The organism is Paenibacillus hexagrammi (assembly GCF_021513275.1).
GTDB classification, from domain to species: Bacteria; Bacillota; Bacilli; order Paenibacillales; family NBRC-103111; genus Paenibacillus_E; species Paenibacillus_E hexagrammi.
In genome coordinates this window covers 5,449,050-5,467,906 of the sequence record NZ_CP090978.1, presented here as the reverse complement: position 1 = coordinate 5,467,906, position 18,857 = coordinate 5,449,050, and the positions used below count along the sequence as shown (strand labels likewise).

General features: G+C 50.7%; 13 protein-coding genes and 2 pseudogenes. 10 read left to right on the top strand and 5 right to left on the bottom strand.

Features of this window, described 5'->3' with window-relative positions; translation table 11 throughout:
- Positions 1 to 32: 32 nt before the first annotated feature.
- From L0M14_RS24845 to L0M14_RS24820, 6 genes and pseudogenes are all read left to right on the top strand, one after another.
- Positions 33 to 998 (top strand): sugar kinase, encoded by a 966-nt coding sequence (locus tag L0M14_RS24845; RefSeq protein WP_235123028.1) that lies wholly within the window; start codon positions 33 to 35, stop codon positions 996 to 998.
- 121 nt (positions 999 to 1,119) lie between these two features.
- The gene (locus L0M14_RS24840) at positions 1,120 to 1,365 is read left to right on the top strand and encodes a hypothetical protein (RefSeq protein WP_235119119.1); all 246 of its coding nucleotides are present in this window, start codon (positions 1,120 to 1,122) and stop codon (positions 1,363 to 1,365) included.
- 223 nt (positions 1,366 to 1,588) lie between these two features.
- Positions 1,589 to 2,250 (top strand): annotated as a pseudogene (locus tag L0M14_RS24835) (bifunctional 2-keto-4-hydroxyglutarate aldolase/2-keto-3-deoxy-6-phosphogluconate aldolase).
- Between the two features lie 124 nt (positions 2,251 to 2,374).
- Positions 2,375 to 3,259, top strand: a complete 885-nt coding sequence (locus tag L0M14_RS24830; RefSeq protein ID WP_235123027.1) for a DinB family protein — start codon at positions 2,375 to 2,377, stop codon at positions 3,257 to 3,259.
- 347 nt (positions 3,260 to 3,606) lie between these two features.
- On the top strand, positions 3,607 to 5,835 hold the full coding sequence (gene helD, locus L0M14_RS24825; RefSeq protein ID WP_235119118.1) for an RNA polymerase recycling motor HelD: 2,229 nt from the start codon (positions 3,607 to 3,609) through the stop codon (positions 5,833 to 5,835).
- A gap of 131 nt (positions 5,836 to 5,966) precedes the next feature.
- Positions 5,967 to 6,242 (top strand): ATP-binding domain-containing protein, encoded by a 276-nt coding sequence (locus L0M14_RS24820; protein ID WP_235119117.1) that lies wholly within the window; start codon positions 5,967 to 5,969, stop codon positions 6,240 to 6,242.
- A 21-nt stretch (positions 6,243 to 6,263) separates the two neighbouring features.
- Here L0M14_RS24820 and L0M14_RS24815 read toward each other — a convergent pair whose 3' ends face one another.
- The 5 genes from L0M14_RS24815 to L0M14_RS24795 all read right to left on the bottom strand — a co-directional run bounded on the left by L0M14_RS24815 (position 6,264) and on the right by L0M14_RS24795 (position 14,956).
- Complete coding sequence (locus L0M14_RS24815; RefSeq protein WP_235119116.1) at positions 6,264 to 6,455, bottom strand: hypothetical protein; 192 nt, start codon at positions 6,453 to 6,455, stop codon at positions 6,264 to 6,266.
- 69 nt (positions 6,456 to 6,524) lie between these two features.
- Positions 6,525 to 6,638, bottom strand: a complete 114-nt coding sequence (locus L0M14_RS24810; RefSeq protein WP_235119115.1) for a DUF6254 family protein — start codon at positions 6,636 to 6,638, stop codon at positions 6,525 to 6,527.
- A gap of 684 nt (positions 6,639 to 7,322) precedes the next feature.
- The gene (locus L0M14_RS24805; RefSeq protein WP_405031131.1) at positions 7,323 to 11,861 is read right to left on the bottom strand and encodes a glutamate synthase-related protein; all 4,539 of its coding nucleotides are present in this window, start codon (positions 11,859 to 11,861) and stop codon (positions 7,323 to 7,325) included.
- 588 nt (positions 11,862 to 12,449) lie between these two features.
- On the bottom strand, positions 12,450 to 13,835 hold the full coding sequence (locus tag L0M14_RS24800) for an aspartate aminotransferase family protein (protein WP_235119114.1): 1,386 nt from the start codon (positions 13,833 to 13,835) through the stop codon (positions 12,450 to 12,452).
- A gap of 125 nt (positions 13,836 to 13,960) precedes the next feature.
- Positions 13,961 to 14,956: an LCP family protein gene (locus L0M14_RS24795; RefSeq protein WP_235123025.1), complete on the bottom strand. Its 996-nt coding sequence runs from the start codon at positions 14,954 to 14,956 to the stop codon at positions 13,961 to 13,963.
- Between the two features lie 235 nt (positions 14,957 to 15,191).
- Here L0M14_RS24795 and L0M14_RS24790 point away from each other — a divergent pair, with 235 nt between their 5' ends.
- The 4 genes and pseudogenes from L0M14_RS24790 to L0M14_RS24775 all read left to right on the top strand — a co-directional run bounded on the left by L0M14_RS24790 (position 15,192) and on the right by L0M14_RS24775 (position 18,835).
- Entirely contained in the window at positions 15,192 to 16,247 is a 1,056-nt protein-coding gene (locus L0M14_RS24790) for an ABC transporter ATP-binding protein (RefSeq protein ID WP_235119113.1), read from the top strand.
- Positions 16,240 to 17,034 (top strand): ABC transporter permease, encoded by a 795-nt coding sequence (locus L0M14_RS24785; protein WP_235119112.1) that lies wholly within the window; start codon positions 16,240 to 16,242, stop codon positions 17,032 to 17,034. The genes L0M14_RS24790 and L0M14_RS24785 overlap by 8 nt, the downstream gene beginning before the upstream one ends.
- Positions 17,035 to 17,037: 3 nt before the next feature.
- Positions 17,038 to 17,824 (top strand): annotated as a pseudogene (locus L0M14_RS24780) (ABC transporter permease).
- Between the two features lie 141 nt (positions 17,825 to 17,965).
- Positions 17,966 to 18,835 (top strand): pentapeptide repeat-containing protein, encoded by an 870-nt coding sequence (locus L0M14_RS24775; protein WP_405031128.1) that lies wholly within the window; start codon positions 17,966 to 17,968, stop codon positions 18,833 to 18,835.
- Positions 18,836 to 18,857 lie beyond the last annotated feature (22 nt).

The window sequence follows — 18,857 nt, the reverse complement described above, 5'->3', positions numbered from 1 at the left end:
GCCGGTATATAGATGGAGGTCGTATGTCGAATATGCAAAATGAATCCGTTCAAGCCCCTGAAATCGTCACTTTTGGTGAAACGATGGCGTTGCTTATGCCTACGAGCGGCAAAGGACTGGAGTATTCTTCGCAGCTGGACAGCTTGTTCGGTGGAGCTGAAAGCAATGTAGCGATTGGAGCGGCAAGACTTGGAGCGAGGGTGGGATGGTTCGGACGCTTGGGTAAGGATCCATTAGGTCGCATGATTCTCAAAAGAATCCGCGGTGAAGGAGTGGATGTCTCGAGGGCAGAGCTGACTGCAGAAGCGCCTACAGGCTTAATGATGCGGGAAGTGCTGATGGGCAAGACATCCGTATATTACTATCGAAAAAACTCTGCGGCAAGCCGCATGACACCAGAGCACTTGGATGAAGCGTACATCGCCCAGGCGAAAATTTTGCATGTTACAGGTATTACACCTGCTTTAAGTGAATCCTGTAAGCAGACTGCCATCGAGGCGATCCGTCTGGCTCGCAAGCATGGAGTTAAAGTAAGCTTTGATCCGAACCTGCGGTTAAAGCTTTGGTCCATTGAAGAAGCGCGCGGCGTCCTGCTGGAGCTTGCTAAGGAAGCGGATTATTTTCTTCCGGGACTGGATGAGCTTAAGCTGCTGTATCAAACAGAAGATTGGGACACGATTGTGACCAAGCTGCGCGAGCTGCCCGGCATCTCTATTGTGAAGGGCGGGGAAGATGAGACCTACGTAGTGGATAAAGAGTCCATTACGGCTGTGCCTTATTTCAAAGCTGAACAGGTCGTGGATACAGTCGGGGCTGGAGACGGCTTCTGCGCAGGTTTCTTAGTTGGACTTGTAAAAGGCTATGATTATGCGAAAGCTGTCCGCATCGGCAACTTGGTCGGTTCCCTCATTGTACAAGCTGAAGGGGACTGGGAAGGCGCTCCGACTTGGGAGCAGGTCGAGGCTGTATTAAACAACGTAAAGCATGTTGAGCGTTGATACAAATGCATGAGCGAGTGCAAGCGCAAGAGCAAGAGCAATAGCAAATGCAGGAGCAAATTGTAGGGGCAAGAGCAAATGCAAGAGCAAATGCAAGAGCAAATTGCAGGAGCAAATGCAGGTGCAAGAGCAAAAGCTAGAGCAAAAGCAGGAGCGAATTGCAGGAGCAGGTGCAAATGCAATAGCAAATGCAGGAGCAAATTGCAGGGGCAAGAGAAAATGCAAGAGCAAATTGCAGGAGCAAATGGCAGGTGCAAGAGCAAAAGCTAGAGCAAAAGCAGGAGCGAATTGGCAGGAGCAAAGCGCAGGAGCAGATGCAGACGCAAACACGTACACTAAAGCCCGTGTCAAAATGATGCATTACTAATGCTAACTAGGATGCATTCAAGTTATGCAAACGGTAGAGTACAGAATAATGCAAGAAAAATGCCATGCACATACGATGAAGCAAACAATGAAGATGCATTGAAGCGAACAATAAAGCCAATACATGCACCCACTCACATGGGAACAGAAACAAAAGAGGTAACAGAAACAATCACAATGTCCAACTCATACACAACACTCATTTCAGGAAGGTGCTTACACTCATGAAAAAGATTCAATTGATTCAGAAAATCACACAAGAAGGTGTTGTCGCCGTGCTGCGCGGCGAAACGCCTGAGGAAGTCGTAGAAATGGCCGAACAGGCCATTTCCGGAGGCATCAAGGTCATCGAGGTCACGATGACCGTACCTTTGCGCTGCGCGCCATCGAGGAGCTGGCGAAGCGCTACTCGAGCACAGCGCAGGACGCGGCGAAGTACGCGATCATCGGGGTCGGCACGGCACTCGACCCCGAGACGGCGCGCGCCGCGATTCTAAGCGGGGCCGAATTCGTCGTCGGCCCATCGCTAAACCCTCAAACGGTTGCGCTCTGCAACCGGTATCGAGTTCCCGTCATGCCCGGCTGCATGACGATTCAGGAAATCCAAACGGCGCTGGAGCTTGGCGTCGATATCGTGAAGCTGTTCCCGGGCAATCTGTACTCCCCGGGAATGATCAAGGCCATCAAAGGGCCGCTGCCGCAGGCGAACATCATGCCGACAGGCGGCGTATCGCTGAGCAATCTCGGCGAATGGATCCAAGCGGGCGCAGTTGCCGTCGGTATTGGCTCCGACCTGACAAGCGATGCCGTCAAAACAGGCGATTACAGCCTGGTGGCCAAGAAAGCTGCCCAGTACATCGAAGCTTATCGCACAGCCAAAAAGTAGGAAATCATGGTGCTCCGTCGAACTCAGATGGAGCGCTATTTTTTTTAACTCGCCAGAATTTATAAGTTTTGGGGTGAGTGCAGCTTAGCCCTTATTTAGTAGAAAAGAGGGTTTGCCGTTGACGATGATGAAAGCAAAGCTGCTGCTTCAAGTGGACAGCCTGGAGCAAGTAGAGACTATTTACATATCGAGACTGGGCTGGCGGGCGTTCGAATCGGACGTAAGCTTGCCTATGGAAATGGGGATGCTGGAGATTGTACCGGAGTATCCGGTTTTGTTCATCAACAGAGAAAAGTACCAAGCTTTGAAGCAGCAAGGAAAACAGATGGAAGAGCTTCAGAATTGGCTTGCAGCCAGTGCTCATCGGCCTAAACAGGGGGACAGCATCTATGTGGGAGTGTCATCGATAGCGGAAATGGAAAAGAGTCTCCGTATGCGGGGCTGGGACGAATTTTCCCGCGACGAGGATCCTGGCTCCATTCGCAAGCTCCTTGTCCCAATCCCTAATGAATACCTCGTCGTCTACTGGGAGGAGTTGTTTCCAAGTCATGAAGAGATTCTGGACCGGTATGCGCGGGGAGCGGATGAGCTGGAAGCTGCCATTCAGGGATTGACCAATGATCAGCTTGATCATAGGGGAACCCTGGGAAAATGGTCCATTCGCGAGCAGCTTCTGCATGTTGTAGATCTGGAGCTCATAACCATACACAAGGTGAAATTTGCATTGGCGGAGCCGGGGAGAAGCTACCAGGGCAATCCCTTTTCACAGGATGACTGGAGCGTCGGGCTATCGTATGCCAAGAGGTCGATTGAAACGGAGCTTCTCCTGTTTCGCACTATTCGCGCACATATTCTCGGTCTTTGCGGCTGTTTGCCGGACGCGTTAGAACGGCGGGTGATTACTTCAGCACGGGAGGAATCGGTCGGTCAGCTTTTGAAAATGATGTCAGGTCACGCCTATCATCATATTCGCGCCATTCAAAGAATCAGGCAGCTTCATAGGGAATGATCGACTATGGATTACAAGAGGGGGAAATCGGGCAAGAATAAAACGGGTTGTTTTGGCGCATAAAGGGGAAGCAAGTACTCATTCGGAAGAGCACCGAGCAGCCCCGGATCACCAGCCTCGGCATCTTCTACATAGCACCTTAAGGGAAGAAATGTAAACTTATAAAAAAACGACCGAATCTCTAAGAGATCAGGCCGTTTTGATTGATTTCATATGTAGGAATTGTTATAATAAAAATTAGCTTGAAATAAATTTTATATTAAACAAAGTTATCCTAATATAATTATACCACCAAGAAGATGGGTTGTCAAATCCTTTCTTAATCCTGTATGAAAAGGGGCGAATGCATGAATAAGACCGAGCAAGAAGAGCAGGTGCCGCACGACCAGGATTGGGCCGCTGAGCAAGCTAGAGTAACGGATGTCACTTCCCAGATCCGGACTAAAATTCAGCAGCTGGAAGATGAAGTCGGTGAAGTTAGAGCAGAGGTTGTCGATATTCGTAAAAATTTCTGGGACCATGTCACGGTTGACTTCAGTACGGTGGATGATGCAATCGAATCGCATGCCAGCTTGAAGCAGCAGTCGGAGATTTTGTTTCATCGGGAGCAAAGACATCGTCATGCCGCGGTCACTCTTGGAAAGCTTAGGAGGCTGGAGCGTTCACCCTATTTTGGCCGAATTGACTTCGTAGAGCAGGGAGAGCAAATAACGGAAAAGATTTATTTAGGAATCGCAAGCTTTTTAGATGAAGCCGGCCTTTCGTATTTGGTCTATGATTGGAGAGCTCCCATCTCTAGTCTTTATTATGACTACGCTCCTGGTCAGGCGGCGTACGAGACGCCGAATGGGGCGATTGCTGGAGAAATGCTGCTCAAACGGCAATTCATCATTCGCGACGGTGTGATGGAGCTCATGTTCGATACGGGGGTCACCATAGGTGACGAGCTGCTCAAACGTGCTCTGAGCCGAAGTTCTGATGCTCAAATGAAAAGCATTGTAGCCACCATCCAAAAAGAGCAAAATCGGATCATCCGAAACGACCACAGCCGAATGCTGATCGTTCAAGGAGCTGCAGGCAGCGGAAAAACTTCAGCGGCTCTGCAGCGTGTCGCGTATCTGCTCTATAAGCATCGAGACACTCTGCAAGCCGATCAGATGGTGCTGTTCTCACCCAATCCATTGTTCAACAGCTATGTATCTACCGTCCTGCCAGAGCTGGGTGAGGAGAACATGCAGCAGACGACGTATCAAGCATATTTGGAGCATCGGCTTGGTTCCATGTTCGACATCGAAGACCCGTTTACGCAGCTGGAGTATGTGCTAGGCGGTGCTGGTGTCGACGGAGACATCGCTGTGAAGGCGGAACTCGAGTGCGCCCACGCATCTGAAGGGGCTATTCTACTAGAGTCATGCAAGGGCTCGGAAATATCCGAAGCAGCTTCGCTATCCCAAGCTAACGGAAATTTAGGTGCAATTGTGTCTGAGGCGTTAGGAGACAATAGAGCAGCGGAGAAGGCAGGGGGACATGCGTTATCAGGTGCGCATAGGGAACCTAGTGAATCCAAAAGGGACGGTACAACCATCCGCGATTCTGCAGGAATCGACTATGTGTCCCGAATCAGCGGTATCCGGTTCAAATCATCAGCCGAATTTTTATACATGATCCAGGGGTATAAGCAGCATCTGGAGGCAAGCGGTATGAAATTCAACCCAATTACTTTTCGCGGCAAGATCGTGATTGACGTAAATCAGATGGCGGAGCATTTCTATAGCTACGAAAAGGGCATCCGTGTGCCAAATCGGTTGGAGTTGATGCAGAAGTGGCTTTTGGACCGATTGAAAAAGTTTTCTGCCGCCGAAATTCACGCTCCATGGGTGGATGAGGCCATCGAGCTTCTGGACGCTGATGACTATCATAGAGCGTATCAGCGTCTGCGCAAAATGAAAGGCGGCGAAGGTATAACCTTTGACGACTTCGAAAAGGAGCGCGGGATGCTGGCCAAGATTGTCGTCAAAGACCAGCTAAAGCCGCTCAGGGAAGATGTGAAGCAGCTTGCTTTTGTGGATATGACAGGCCTCTATCTTCAACTGTTCAAAAATCCGCAGTTGGCACAGGACTTATCCGCAGGCGCGGAGCTTCCGGCTCATTGGGAAGGCATTGCAAGCCAGACGGAGCGGACGCTGATGCAAGGGAGCATGCTGTATGAGGACGCGACCCCTTATCTGTATCTGATGGAGACGGTCAAAGGCTTCCATACGAATACTTCCGTTCGTCACGTCATTGTTGATGAGGCGCAGGACTATTCCCCATTTCAGCTGGAATACCTGAAGAGGCTGTTTCCGCGCTCGCGCATGACGGCGCTCGGCGATCTCAATCAGGCGATCTACTCGCACGCTTCCGCGTATAGCGATATCGATCCGCTTGCCGCCTTGTACGGACCGGATCAAACGGAGATCATCCGTTTGACTCGCAGCTACCGCTCCACGCGTGAGATCGTGGAGTTCACCCGTGGCATCGTACCTGGCGGCGATGCCATTGAGCCTTCAACCGCAGCGGCGCGAAGCCGCTGCTGAGCCGAATCAGCGATCGCGAATCGCTGCATAGCCGCCTGGCAGCCGAGGTAGCGCGGCTGCAGGAGGACGGCTATGCGTCCATCGCGATCATTTGCAAGACCGCGAGCGAGAGCTCGCTCGCGCACGAAGCCTTGGCCGCAAGTATCGCGGACTTGCGGCTCATCACCAAGCACAGCCCTGAGTTTGACCAGGGCGTGCTCGTCATCCCTTCGTACTTGGCGAAGGGAGTAGAATTCGATGCCGTCCTCATCTACGACGGCAGCCAGGTGCGCTACGGCCGTGAACACGAGCGCAAACTGTTTTATACCGCTTGTACGCGTGCTATGCATTTCTTGCATATTTATGCATTGGGCGAGCCAAGCGAATTCATTACATCGCAGCATGAGGAAACGTATGCGATTGAATAGTCAGGGTGAGGCAGATCGCTCTCAGCCCGACTCGGCGGGATAGCTAGGCAGCTGATGTGAAAATTGTACACTCTCAGTAGCACCATCAATATCACCGTCAGTAGCACCATCAATAACACAGTCAATAACACCGTCAGTAACACCATCAATAACACCATCAATAACACCATCAATAACACAATCAATAACACCATCAAAAAAACCAGTCGACACGGTTTCCCGTGTTAACTGGTTTTTTTGCCATAATCGCAGCTTACGCGAGCGAATACTGGCAGCGGTGATCTACTTCGTTCCTTCATTAGCCAATTCTGCAAACGACTTTATTTTTCCGTGAGGATGCTGCTCTTGCTTGCGGCTTTTCCATGCGGCTTCTTGTCGACGCTTTTGGTGGCTCATGCGGTTTCCCTCCTAGGATCGGAAATAGATTGGTGCTGCTCTAATAAAATGCGGAGAACAGGTAAGCAATATACGAGGTAGAAGGCATACCGGACTAGTAAATTATGCATGCTCTGTGGGGGGAACAAGACACTCCAGTACAAAGGTTTAGATGTACGATAGCTGGACTACCATCGGATACTCCTGTACTAGGCTTGGGTTTAGGATGACTGGACCACCATCGGATACTCCTGTACTAGGCTTGGGTTTAGGATGACTGGACTCCCACCAGACACTCCAATAAGGTTTAGATGTACGAAAGCTAGACTGTACTCTCCGTCAGCATATTCATGCTTACATGATCATCACACCGCGCAGCCCGTTTTAACCGGATTACGACGTAAAGCAGTGGAGACTTAGACTTATAGCGCCTCTAATCGTCGGTGACCCACGTCTCCTCGGAAATCTGACGTGTTGGGTAGGCCTTTCCATCTATACAGATACACATGTGATTGACCGTTATGCGACACACCGCGTGCTGAGAACTTCGCCTCAACACAGAAAAACCTCAACACATAAAAAAACCTCTACACAGCGCCTCGCGGCGTAAGTGTAGAGGTTTGAATGGTACTAACTTAGAACGTGTAGGAGTCCTACAAGTACACTACGATACCTTCGTGTAGAAACCTATCGTTTATCCTGCAATTACTCCGTAGCAACCGACTGGTCAGCCTGCATGCCAACCGGGGAGATGCGGATGAAGTTGCCGGCCAGATCGCTCAGCAAGCCTTCGATTTTAGCTGCAGCTTCGGATTGACCGGAGCCTGCAAGCTCATCGCGGTATGCGGTAAGCAGTTCAGTAAGATCCTTCGTACTTTGAGCGCCAATCGCTTCGATTTTCACTTTTGCGCCTTTTGCAATACGGCGTTCGATAGCTGCTTGATCCAGACCCATCTCTGGAACAAGACGCTGATAGATTACGCCGCCAGTCATACCTGCGCAGATCCATGGACCTGGGTCGCCCATGACCACGGCACGGCCGTTTGTCATGTACTCGAACGCAAAACCTTTCAGGTTCGCGCGAGCTGCGATTCCGCCAAGCTCATCCTGCAGTGGGCTGGTGATTTCGCCGCCGAAGACAACGTCAGCTCCGGAGAAACGGATGCACGCACGAGTATCAGCGCCGCCTTGAATCAAGAAGAGACCTTTTTGAGCGCCGTAACCGAACGATTTACCAACGCTACCGTTGATGTACGTTTTGTCTTTGCTCAGGGATTTCAGGATCGCTACTTTACCGCCTAGCGCCATTTTACCTACGCCGTCTTCTGCGCCGCCATGTACGGTAATGTCTACGCCGCGTGCGTTGAATGCAGCCAGACCGTTACCAGGGACGGATCCGTCGATCAGGTTCAGCTTGAAAGCAGGAAGTTGATCGTAGCTGCCGTCGAAACGGTCTCTTACGCGATGGCTGGAGTAACGGCTTCCCAGAATACGGGACTCCGCGTCCACTTTGGACCAGTTGCGTACGATCGGTGCGTCAAGCTGCAAGGAATCCGGGAAGAATTCTTGGCCTTCAGCGCCGGCTGCGATACGAATATCAGACGATACAGCCGCTTCTTCCAGAGCACGGTCAGCTTCAGAGATGAATTGAAGCGGAGCCGGACGAAGAAGATCGGTCAGATCGATACGTTCTTGATGAAGCACTTGCTCAAGCAGGTCGGAACGGCCTACGAGGTCTTGCAAGCTTTTGAAACCAAGTGCAGCTACGATTTCACGGACTTCTTCGCCCATACCGCCGAACAGACGCACAAGGCTGTCTACAGCAAGGTCGTATTGACGAGGAACGAAGCGGCGAAGACCTTTCTCTTCAGCTTCTTCCAGGGAATCGATTTGTGTTGCGATACCTACGTGGCAAGTATCCAAGTGACAGCCGCGGCATGTTGTACAGCCGATGGACTGCATCGCGATACTACCGAATCCGGCGCGGTTTGCGCCGAGCATAACCATTTTTACAACGTCAGCACCGGATTTCAAACCGCCGTCGGACCACAGCTCAACGCGGTGACGAAGACCTGCTTCGATCAGTGCAACGTGAGCCAGTTTCGTTCCGATCTCTGTAGGAAGACCTACGTGAGTCAAGGAGTGAATACGAGCCGCACCAGTACCTCCGTCGAAACCGGATAGAGTAATCACGTCAGCGCCTGCTTTAGCAACACCGACAGCAATTGTACCTACGCCTGGAACGACAGGGATTTTTACGATGATTTTCGCCTTACGGCCACTAGCTTCTTTCAGCTCGGAGATAATTTGCGCCAAATCCTCGATCGAATAAATATCATGGTTATTCGATGGAGAGATCAGGTCCGAACCGATGGTTGCGTTACGGGCAGCAGCGATTTTCGCTGTAACCTTGGATCCTGGCAAGTGACCGCCTTCACCCGGCTTCGCGCCTTGACCGATTTTGATTTCAAGGAAAGCAACAGCGTTAGCCAGCTCTACGTTGATACCGAAACGACCGGATGCAACTTGCGCGCCGCGAGTCTTTTTGTAACGGCCCAGCATATCTTTAATCTCTCCGCCTTCACCGTTCATGGTAACCATGTTCAGGCGTTCGCCGGCTTCGGCGTAAGCGCGGAAAGCTGTTTCGTTCTGAGAACCGAACGACATGGAAGAAATCAGCATCGGCAGGGAATGTCCGCCAATCGAGATGTCCACTTCGGAAGGATCAAGAGCCTTGCGTCCTTCGCTCAGTGCTTTCTCATAATTGAATTCTGCAATGTGTCGGATGGAGATTGCGTTCTTTTTCTCTTCTTCACGAAGCTTATTTTGGTAATCGCTGTAAGGCGCTGCGCCGGAAGCGGCATCGCCTAACGCTTTCCACATACGCTGGAAGAAGCGGAAGTTTTTCGCTGCTTTTGCTTTAGGGTTTGTGAAGTCTTCATAGCGTGCTGCTGCGTCAGCTTCCAGCTGTGCGAAGCCAGTGCCGCCTTTTTCACTGCCCAGGTAGTTCACGATATCTAGCACCTCAGCCACTTCCGGATGGAAGCCGATGGAGGAGAAGAAACGTGTGTAGCCGCGAAGCTCATGCGTACCGATGGTGGAGATTACTTTCTCCAAACCTTTGCTTAGAGCTGCGTAAACCTTGCGTGCTGCTGCTGCGTCGCCGTCTTTATCCGAAGCTGTTGCGAACAACAGGTAAGGAGAGATGACGTCAGCGCCAAGTCCGCAAGCAACGGCAATATCGTGCAGATTACGGATTGCTGCGGAACGCAGAACGATCGTGACATGACGGCGAAGGTTATCGCCGAACGCCAATTTCTCAGCGCGAAGCGCGATATCGATTTTGGATACTGCAAGATGCGGATCCAGCCATAGACGATCGTTTTGATGAGCTTCCGAATCGTCGAGAACGATCAGGGAAGCACCAGCCTTAGCAGCTTCCAAAGCGCTTGCTGCAAGGTTTTCCAAGCCATCACGAATCGATGTGCCGCGTGCGAAGGTTACAGAAAGTACCTGAACGGCATCTTTGTTCTCAGCACGGAACATCGTAAGCAATTGCTCATAAGAAGGCTGGGACAGATGCTCTTCACTGTCAACGCCGTTCGTACCTTCCAGAACAAGCGGAGAAAGCAGCTCAACGCGCAGATTGGATTCTACTTGACCGTATACGGTTGGACGGCGTCCTACAACGACACGAGTCGAGAAGTGCTCCATTTCGCGGTCACGGTCGATCGCAGGATTCGTTACGACAGCAACGCTTTCTTTAATGAAATCCGGAACGTTTTGACGCTCCCAGCTAATCGCGGCATGAGGTGAATCATGACCTAGGGAACGAATAGGCTCAGCGCCTGTTTCGGACATCGTTTCGATATGCTGGATGCCTTCGCGATCCCAACCGAACGCACTGTAGATCGGATCTGTTGCTGCAGCGTTCTCGTTAAGATCAGCTTGGACATTCGATTTTACAGGGTTCAAGTATTTGCGCATGCCTTCTACATTCAGGCGTTTGCTGGCGCGCTCAAGCACGATGCTCTGTACCTCATGGTAAGGAATGACTTGTACATGCTCACCTGGAGTCAGCACTACGCCGACTTTCTCGCCTGGAGCGATTGGCTTCGGATCAGCGACCATTTCGCCAACTGTAATCACACCTTGCTCGGAAGAGAAGTACAGGGAAGTTTCGCTTTCCACCATCCACACTGGACGAAGACCCAGAGCGTCAACGCTGAAAATACATTCGTTGCCATAACGGGAAACAATACCGGCAGGACCTTGGTTAAAGTGACCCCAAACTTGGCGATAGTATACATACAGGTCTTGAAGCTCCAGACGGAACTGCTTCATTTCATTAATGATCGGCGGGAACACCATTTCCATCGCTTCAAACAAGCTGATGCCAAAACGGTGAATGAACGTTTCAAGCGTACGGTTCATATCCTGAGAGTCGGAACCGCCGTCAACGAGCGGAACGCCTACCATCTCGGCTTCAAGACGCATTTTTTTAATCGTATTGATTTCTCCGTTGTGACCGAGCAAAGAGAACGGTTGTACGCGGAAGAAGCTGGATTGCGTATTTGTAGAATAACGGTTGTGTCCGATCGTAACTTGCGCCTTAAACAAAGGATCGCGTGTATCGTTAAAGTATTTAGGCAGGATGCTTGCAGCGCCCATTACTTTGTATGCTGCGGTTACATTGCTCAGTGTAGCAACGTGCACGTTATAGCGGCTTTCAATCGCGATATGAAGCTCGAACAGGTGATCCGCAACAGTGACATCGGCTTGCTCGCAAAGAGCAGCAACCTGCCAGAATGTCGGTTCGTCAGCAAGTCCGTTAGCGCCTAGCACGCTGTTATCAACTTGGTTTTCTTGCTCCAGAATGATGGAGACGTTGTGCTGCTTAAACAGGTCGCGAATTCCGTTCTGCATGTCGGCGACGGAGAGTTCAAGCTTGCGCGGAACAAAAATATGAGCTACTGAAAAACGATTGTCATAGGCCAATTTACCGTCCAGGCCGGCATCTGTTAATTTTTTCTCCCAAAGCGCACGCGGAATATCGGTTAAAATCCCGCAGCCGTCGCCTTCGCCGTTAATAAAGCCCGAACGATGCTCCATTTTTACAAGGGCATCAATCGTTTTTTGGATATTATCACGGGAAGGGTGACCGTCTTTTTCAATAATACAAATAATGCCGCAGCTGTCGTGTTCCATTCCTAGCAGATTCTGAAAACGGCCTTCATTACGCATCAATTCATTCATTTGCACTAGGTCAGTCGCCTGACCGTCACCTCCAATACAGAATTAAACTCCTCTTGCGTTGCCTTCTTGCATTCATGCACTGCCAAGTCTCGCAAACGTGCAAATCCCCCGAAATTACCATGAAATGGACAAAATCCGAAATATGCAAGCACATGCATAAAAATACAAAATAGTTGAATAACATGCCAATTCCAAGAAGCTATGTTCCCTGAAATACGGCAGATAGCGACTTGTGTGATCGTAGGGCACCATGCACAAAAACATTGTCGAATTCTGTAAAACGCGCCCTAACTTCCTAATAAAATAAGGTGAAAACAAGACATTTCGCCAAAAGGGTAAAAGTAACTTTAGAATAGCATGAAAAAGTGCATCGTACAATAGTCGGCATAAGAAAACACAAATGTAAGCGCTACCTTTTGTGCATATTGGTGAATAAAACCATTTGAAATAGTAAAATTAGGCTTCTAAAAAACGAACGAACTGGATTATCGAGAGATCCATAGTTCGTTTCTAGAACATAAAAGCCCGGACATCGGATGATGTGATCGGGCTTCTAAATAGCTGTATGGAGGATTTTTATCGGCGGTTAGCCATCGTTTTGAAGGCTTTCTCCGCCGCTTCGAGTGTCTGTGCGATGTCATCTTCGGTGTGGGCTGTTGTCAGGAACCACGCCTCATATTTGGAAGGGGCGAGATTAATACCCTGTTCCAGCATCAAACGGAAAAACTGGGCGAATTTCTCGCCGTCGGTATCCTGCGCCTGGTCATAATTGGTGACCGGATGGTCACAGAAATGCGTCGAGAACGCGCCGCCGATCCGGTTCACGGTCAGGGCGATGCCGTGCCTGGCGGCGGATTCGGCGATGCCGTCCGCAAGCGCCCTGCCAAGCTGCTCCATCTTGGCGTAAACGCCGTCCTGCTGCAGCACCTGCAGGCAGGCGATCCCGGCGCTGATGGAGGCGGGGTTGCCCGCCATCGTGCCGGCCTGATAAGCAGGTCCGAGCGGAGCGACCTGCTCCATCACGGCTTTGCGGCCCCCATAGGCGCCGATCGGCAGGCCCCCGCCGATCACCTTGCCGAGGGCCGTCAGGTCCGGCTCGACGGCGGCGAAGCGCGCCGCCGCCTCGGCGTCTCCCGCGGCTGCTGCCAGCGCCGCGGTACCAGCGGCCTCTGCGAGCGGGAGGCCGGGGTAGGTCTGCGCCGTTCCGTAGTGGAACCGGAACGCGGTGATCACCTCGTCATAGATGACGAGGGAGCCACTCTTGCGAGCAGCTGCGCACAGCTGCTCGAGGTAGCCGGCATGGGGCATCACCATGCCGAAGTTGCCGACGATGGGTTCGACCATGACAGCGGCCACGTCCTCGCCCCAGCGTGCAAGCGCAGCTTCCAGTGCCGGAATATCATTGAACGGCACCGTAATGACCTCTTGCGCAATGCTGGCCGGCACTCCTGCGGAGTCCGGCGTGCCTAGCGTGGACGGCCCGGAGCCCGCCGCCACAAGCACAAGATCCGAGTGACCGTGGTAGCACCCGGCAAACTTAATGATTTTCGTGCGGCCTGTGTAGGCTCGCGCAACGCGAATTGTCGTCATCACGGCCTCGGTGCCGGAGTTGACGAAACGGACTTTGTCCAGCGATGGGATCGCTGACTTCAGCATCTTGGCGAACTCGATTTCGAGCTCGGTCGGCGTACCATACAGCGTACCGTTCTGCGCAGCACGGCAGATCGCTTCGGTCACATGCGGATGCGCATGACCGGTGATGATAGGGCCGTAGGCGGCAAGGTAATCGATATATCGGTTGCCGTCTTCATCCCAGAAGTACGCGCCTTGCGCGCGCTTCATGAAGACGGGAGCGCCGCCGCCGACCGCCTTGTAAGAGCGGGAAGGACTGTTGACGCCGCCTACGATATGTTGGAGTGCTTCCTGGTATAACTGCTCGGATCTTTTTCGTTCCATGTTCATCACCATTCCTTTGTCTATTCATCTATGAAGCTGTATGTAATCTTCAGGTGCGGCAATTCCCCGCAAAAAACCTCTACCTGTTGGAAGCCGACGGGCATCGTCCAGGTAGAGGCGGTTCAGATGTGTTACTTTTTCGTTGTTTTTGCCGTTGTTTTGGAAGTTGGAGAAGGCGATGGTTTGGTCGGGCCCGTATCCGCGTCCGCTGTTCCGGCAAACAAGTCTTTGACATAAGTTTGCAGCCTGTTTTTATCCGCTGTTAGGACGGCTGCGCCACGTACGGTTTTCTCAACCAGCAGGTCCGAAGGAGGCAGCTGGGAAGTGACAACGCCGTCTGCCTTGGCCTCAAAACCGAGTGCGCTGAGCTTAAGCATATCCGTCACGCTTAAATTCGTATCAATATAAGGATCGATGGAATTCAGTATTCGCGGCAGCTTAATTAAGGAAGACGTAGATTGCAGCTTTTGTGCTACAGCAACCAAAAATTTACGTTGACGCTCGGTGCGTGTGAAATCGGAAAGGGCATCATGCCGGAATCGCACATATTGCAGAGCCGTGTCGCCGTCGAGATGCTGCATGCCCTTTTTCAGATTAATATCATAGATGTGATCGTCTTCGGAATCCGTATACTTCATATCCTTTTCCACGTCGATATCGATGCCGCCGACTGCGTCAATCAGAGCGATGAATCCTTTGAAGTCGGTGTACACGTAGTATTGAACCGGAATGCCGAGCAGGTCGCTGACCGTCTTCATGGCCAGATTCGGTCCCCCTGTTGTGATAGCGGTATTGATTCGGTCATCGCCGCTTCCGGGGATTTTCACATAGGTATCACGGAGGATCGAGAATAAGTACGCTTTTTTCGTAACTGGGTCGATCGAAGCAAGCATCATGCTATCCGACCTTGGCAGTTCATTGTTCTTCAGTCCGCGTGAGTCGCCTCCAAGAAGAAGGATGTTGACTCGTTGACTGCCTTCCCACTTCGGGGGCGAATACTTGTTGTCTTGGTTCTTAAATGAAGTTGCGGATATGGGACCGCCGCCGCCTTGAGGATCGTCTGACTTATTTGAAATATTATTGGCAAAGTTATAGATAGAATAAGAATAATAACCAGCAGCTACCATGAGCAGCAGACCGATCAGGAGCAGCGTTCGCTTCACAATTTTCAAAAGATGTTAGCTCCTTTCACTGAAAATTTAATCTGTACTTTTTTTATTTACAGAATTCATGTATCATGGATGATGGTGTACAGGGGAAAAGTTCCTGTTCAATATTATAGTAGGTAAGAAACTTGGATAGCAAGTTTAGGCGAATATTGGCATATTTTGTTGCCGAGTCTACACAGACAGGAGGTTGGCCATGTTAGCGATTGATGTTCATCAGCTTCGTAAAGAATTTACAGTTCAGCAGAGCCGGGGCGGATTAAAGGGTGCATTTCAGGATCTGTTCAAAAGGGAATACAAGCATGTGGCAGCCGTCAAGGATATTAGCTTTCAGATCCCCAAGGGCGAAATTTGCGGATATATCGGCGAAAACGGTGCAGGTAAATCCACAACGATCAAGATGCTGACCGGCATCCTTGTTCCGACTTCGGGAGAGATTAAGGTCAACGGCTTTGTGCCTTTTAAGGAAAGGGAAAAGTTTGTTTCCGGTATCGGGGTCGTATTCGGCCAACGCAGCCAGCTCTGGTGGGATATCGGCGTCGTGGAATCATTTCAGCTGCTTAGAAAGGTATACCGTGTATCAGAGGCGGATTATAAGAAACGTCTAGATGAATTGGTAGAACGACTTCAGCTTTCTGAACTGCTCTCCCGCCCCGTGCGAAAGCTTAGTCTAGGACAGCGCATGCGTTGTGAATTGGCCGCATCACTCATTCATAACCCGGCCATTTTGTTTTTGGATGAACCTACCATTGGTTTAGATATCGTGGTAAAAACAGAGATTCGCGAATTCTTAAAGTCGTTGAACCAGCGTTATGAGACGACGATTTTGCTTACCACGCATGATCTTCAAGATATTGAAGCGCTATGCTCGAGGGTCATCATGCTTGATGACGGCAGGATCATTTACGATGGCGGTCTGGATGAGCTGAAGGCTAGATGGGGCAAGGGCAAAGAAGTAGTGCTGCAATTCGCCGATTCGGTTACGCTCGCGCGTCTGCAAGAGCTGACCCAAGGCCTGGACGTCGCTTGGCAGGTAGAGAATGAGCTGTCCGCCAAGGTGTTTATTCCTCATGAACGGGCTAACGTCTCAGAGGTGCTTGCGCGCGTAGTCGGCGTGCTTCAAATTGAAGACATCAAAATTCTCGAAACGAACACCGATGATATTGTCCGTGAGATCTACAAATCCGGGTCGGCCGAAGCGAAGCGCGATTTAGCGGAGCTGCAAGCAGAAGGAGCCGCGGCTCATGTTTAGCGCTTATATGGAAATCATACGCATGCGTTTTCTGATGATGCTCGCCTATCGTGTGAATTATTACAGCGGCATCCTGATTTACGCCTTGAATATCGGCTCTAACTATTTCATCTATAAGGCCATATATAGCGGGCACGCAACGATTGGCGGTCTGACAATTGGCCAAATGACAACTTATGTCGCTATTTCCTGGATGGGCAGAGCCTTCTATTTCAATAACCTGGATCGGGAGATTGCCGGTGAAATTCGCGATGGCAGTGTTGCTATTCAATTTATACGACCCTACAATTATGTGATTGTCAAAATGATGCAGGGTTTGGGTGAAGGCGTGTTTCGTCTCCTGCTGTTTACCGTTCCGGGGATGATCTTTGTGTGGCTGCTGCTTCCAATTGAATTGCCGACTGAGCCTGGACGTTGGGGCCTTTATTTACTGATGTTGTTCCTTAGCTTTTTAATCAATACTCAGCTCAATATCATCACGGGGCTGTGTGCGTTTTTCTTAGAGAATAATGAGGGCTTAATGAGGATGAAGCGCGTAGCTGTGGATTTGTTTTCCGGTCTGTTGCTGCCGATCAGCTTGTTTCCAGGCTGGGCTGCTGCAATTCTAGGGTGGCTGCCTTTCCAAGCCATTACCTATTTGCCTAGTGCTGTCTTTACGGGTAAGTTTACGGGCGCGGAGGTTTACCATCAGATCGGCATACAGGTCATGTGGTTCGCTCTCCTTATCATTCCCATCCTCTTTATTTGGTACAAATCAAGAACTAGACTGTTCGTGCAAGGGGGTTAAGGTATGTTCTATCTATCCATGATCCTCGACTATTTTAAAAACTACATGAAGACTCGTCTCACGTACCGGTCCGATTTCTGGATTGAAGTCTTGTCGGACTTAATGTTTAACGGGCTTAACCTGATCTTTCTTATTGTGATCTTTAAGCAGACAGCCTCCATGGGAGGATGGGATAAGGACCAGGTGCTGTTCATTTACGGGTATTTCATGATCCCTTATGGCATTTTTACGAGCTTCTTCAATTTATGGAACTTCGGAGATCGGTACATAGTTAAGGGGGAAATGGACCGTGTGCTAACCCGGCCCGCCTACAATTTATGGCAGCTAATGCTGGAGAATCTGGATCCTGCTTCCCTATTCAGCGCGTTGGCTGGAGCGGTGGTCATGATATATGCGTGGGGGGAGTTGGGACTGCCATTTCACTGGTATGATCCACTGGTATTTATTCTACTGACAGTCGGTTCCGTATTGATCTATGCGGGCATCTACATATCGCTGACGGCTCTATCCTTTTTCTCGGATGCTCCTACGGGAATCATGCCTTTGATCTGGAATATTCAGAACTACGGGCGTTATCCGGCGACCATCTATAATAAGCTTCTCCGCGGTATTTTAACGTGGATCTTGCCGTTTGCCTTTGTCGGCTTCTACCCGGCAGCTTACTTCCTGGATCCGATGAATTGGAAAGGGTTTGCGCTGCTCACGCCGGTGGTAGGGATCGTGTTTAGCATAATTGGCATCAATATATGGAATTTCCGGTGTGAAACGTTATAGAGGAGCAGGCTCCTAAGGTACCGACGATGATCACAATAAAGCGGCAGTATCGGAGATCAACACAGCTCCCTTACTGCCGCTGTTTTTGTTGCTGACACAAATGAAGTGGAGTGTGGACCTCTCAATGCGATGCTATAATAAAATTATCGAACAAGCAATGGAGGAGCATATAGAAGCCATGGGTGAGAGTGTTAAAATAATGGACAAGGAGTTTCAAGCAGATTGCGAAAACTGCTTTGGGTTATGCTGCGTAGCACTGCCCTTTGCGGCTTCCGCTGATTTCGCGATGGATAAAGATGCCGGGATGCCATGCCCGAATCTGAAGGCGGATTATCGCTGTGGTGTACACAGCAATCTTCGGAAGTTGGGCTTTCGCGGTTGTACCGTATATGACTGCCTCGGCGCGGGTCAGAGGGTTTCCCAATCAACCTTCGAAGGAAGGGATTGGCGGCAGTCACCGGAATTGGCAAAGCTGATGTTCGAGGTGTACCCCATTATGAAGCAGCTGCATGAGCTGCTTTGGTATTTGAAAGAGGCGCTTAGCTTGAAAGCGGCACAGAGCATACATGCTGATCTGCAGGCCGCATTCGAAGAGACTCGGCAGCTCACACAGCTCAGTCCTGAGAAGCTGAAGGCTCTGGATGTGCCTGCACAGCGAGCAAGGGTCAACGAGCTGCTTCTAAAAACGAGCGAGCTTGTTCGCGCGGATGCATGGCGTAAGCATGCAGGGGCCCCGAAGAAGAACCAAACATACAGCCGAGGTGCCGATCTAATCGGTGCCAAGCTCCAAAAGGCGGATCTTCGCTGTGAGAACTTGAGAGGCGCCTATCTAATTGCAGCTGACCTGCGGGGAGCGGATTTGAGATCGGCGGATCTGATCGGAGCTGACTTTAGGGATGCTGACCTTAGCGGAGCCGACCTCACAGATAGTTTTTTCCTCACCCAAGCGCAGTTGAATGCGGCTAGGGGGAGCGCTGCAACCAAAGTGCCTTCTTCCTTAGTTCGACCAGGACATTGGTCGGTCTAGACGTTGAATAGCTGTTCATAGA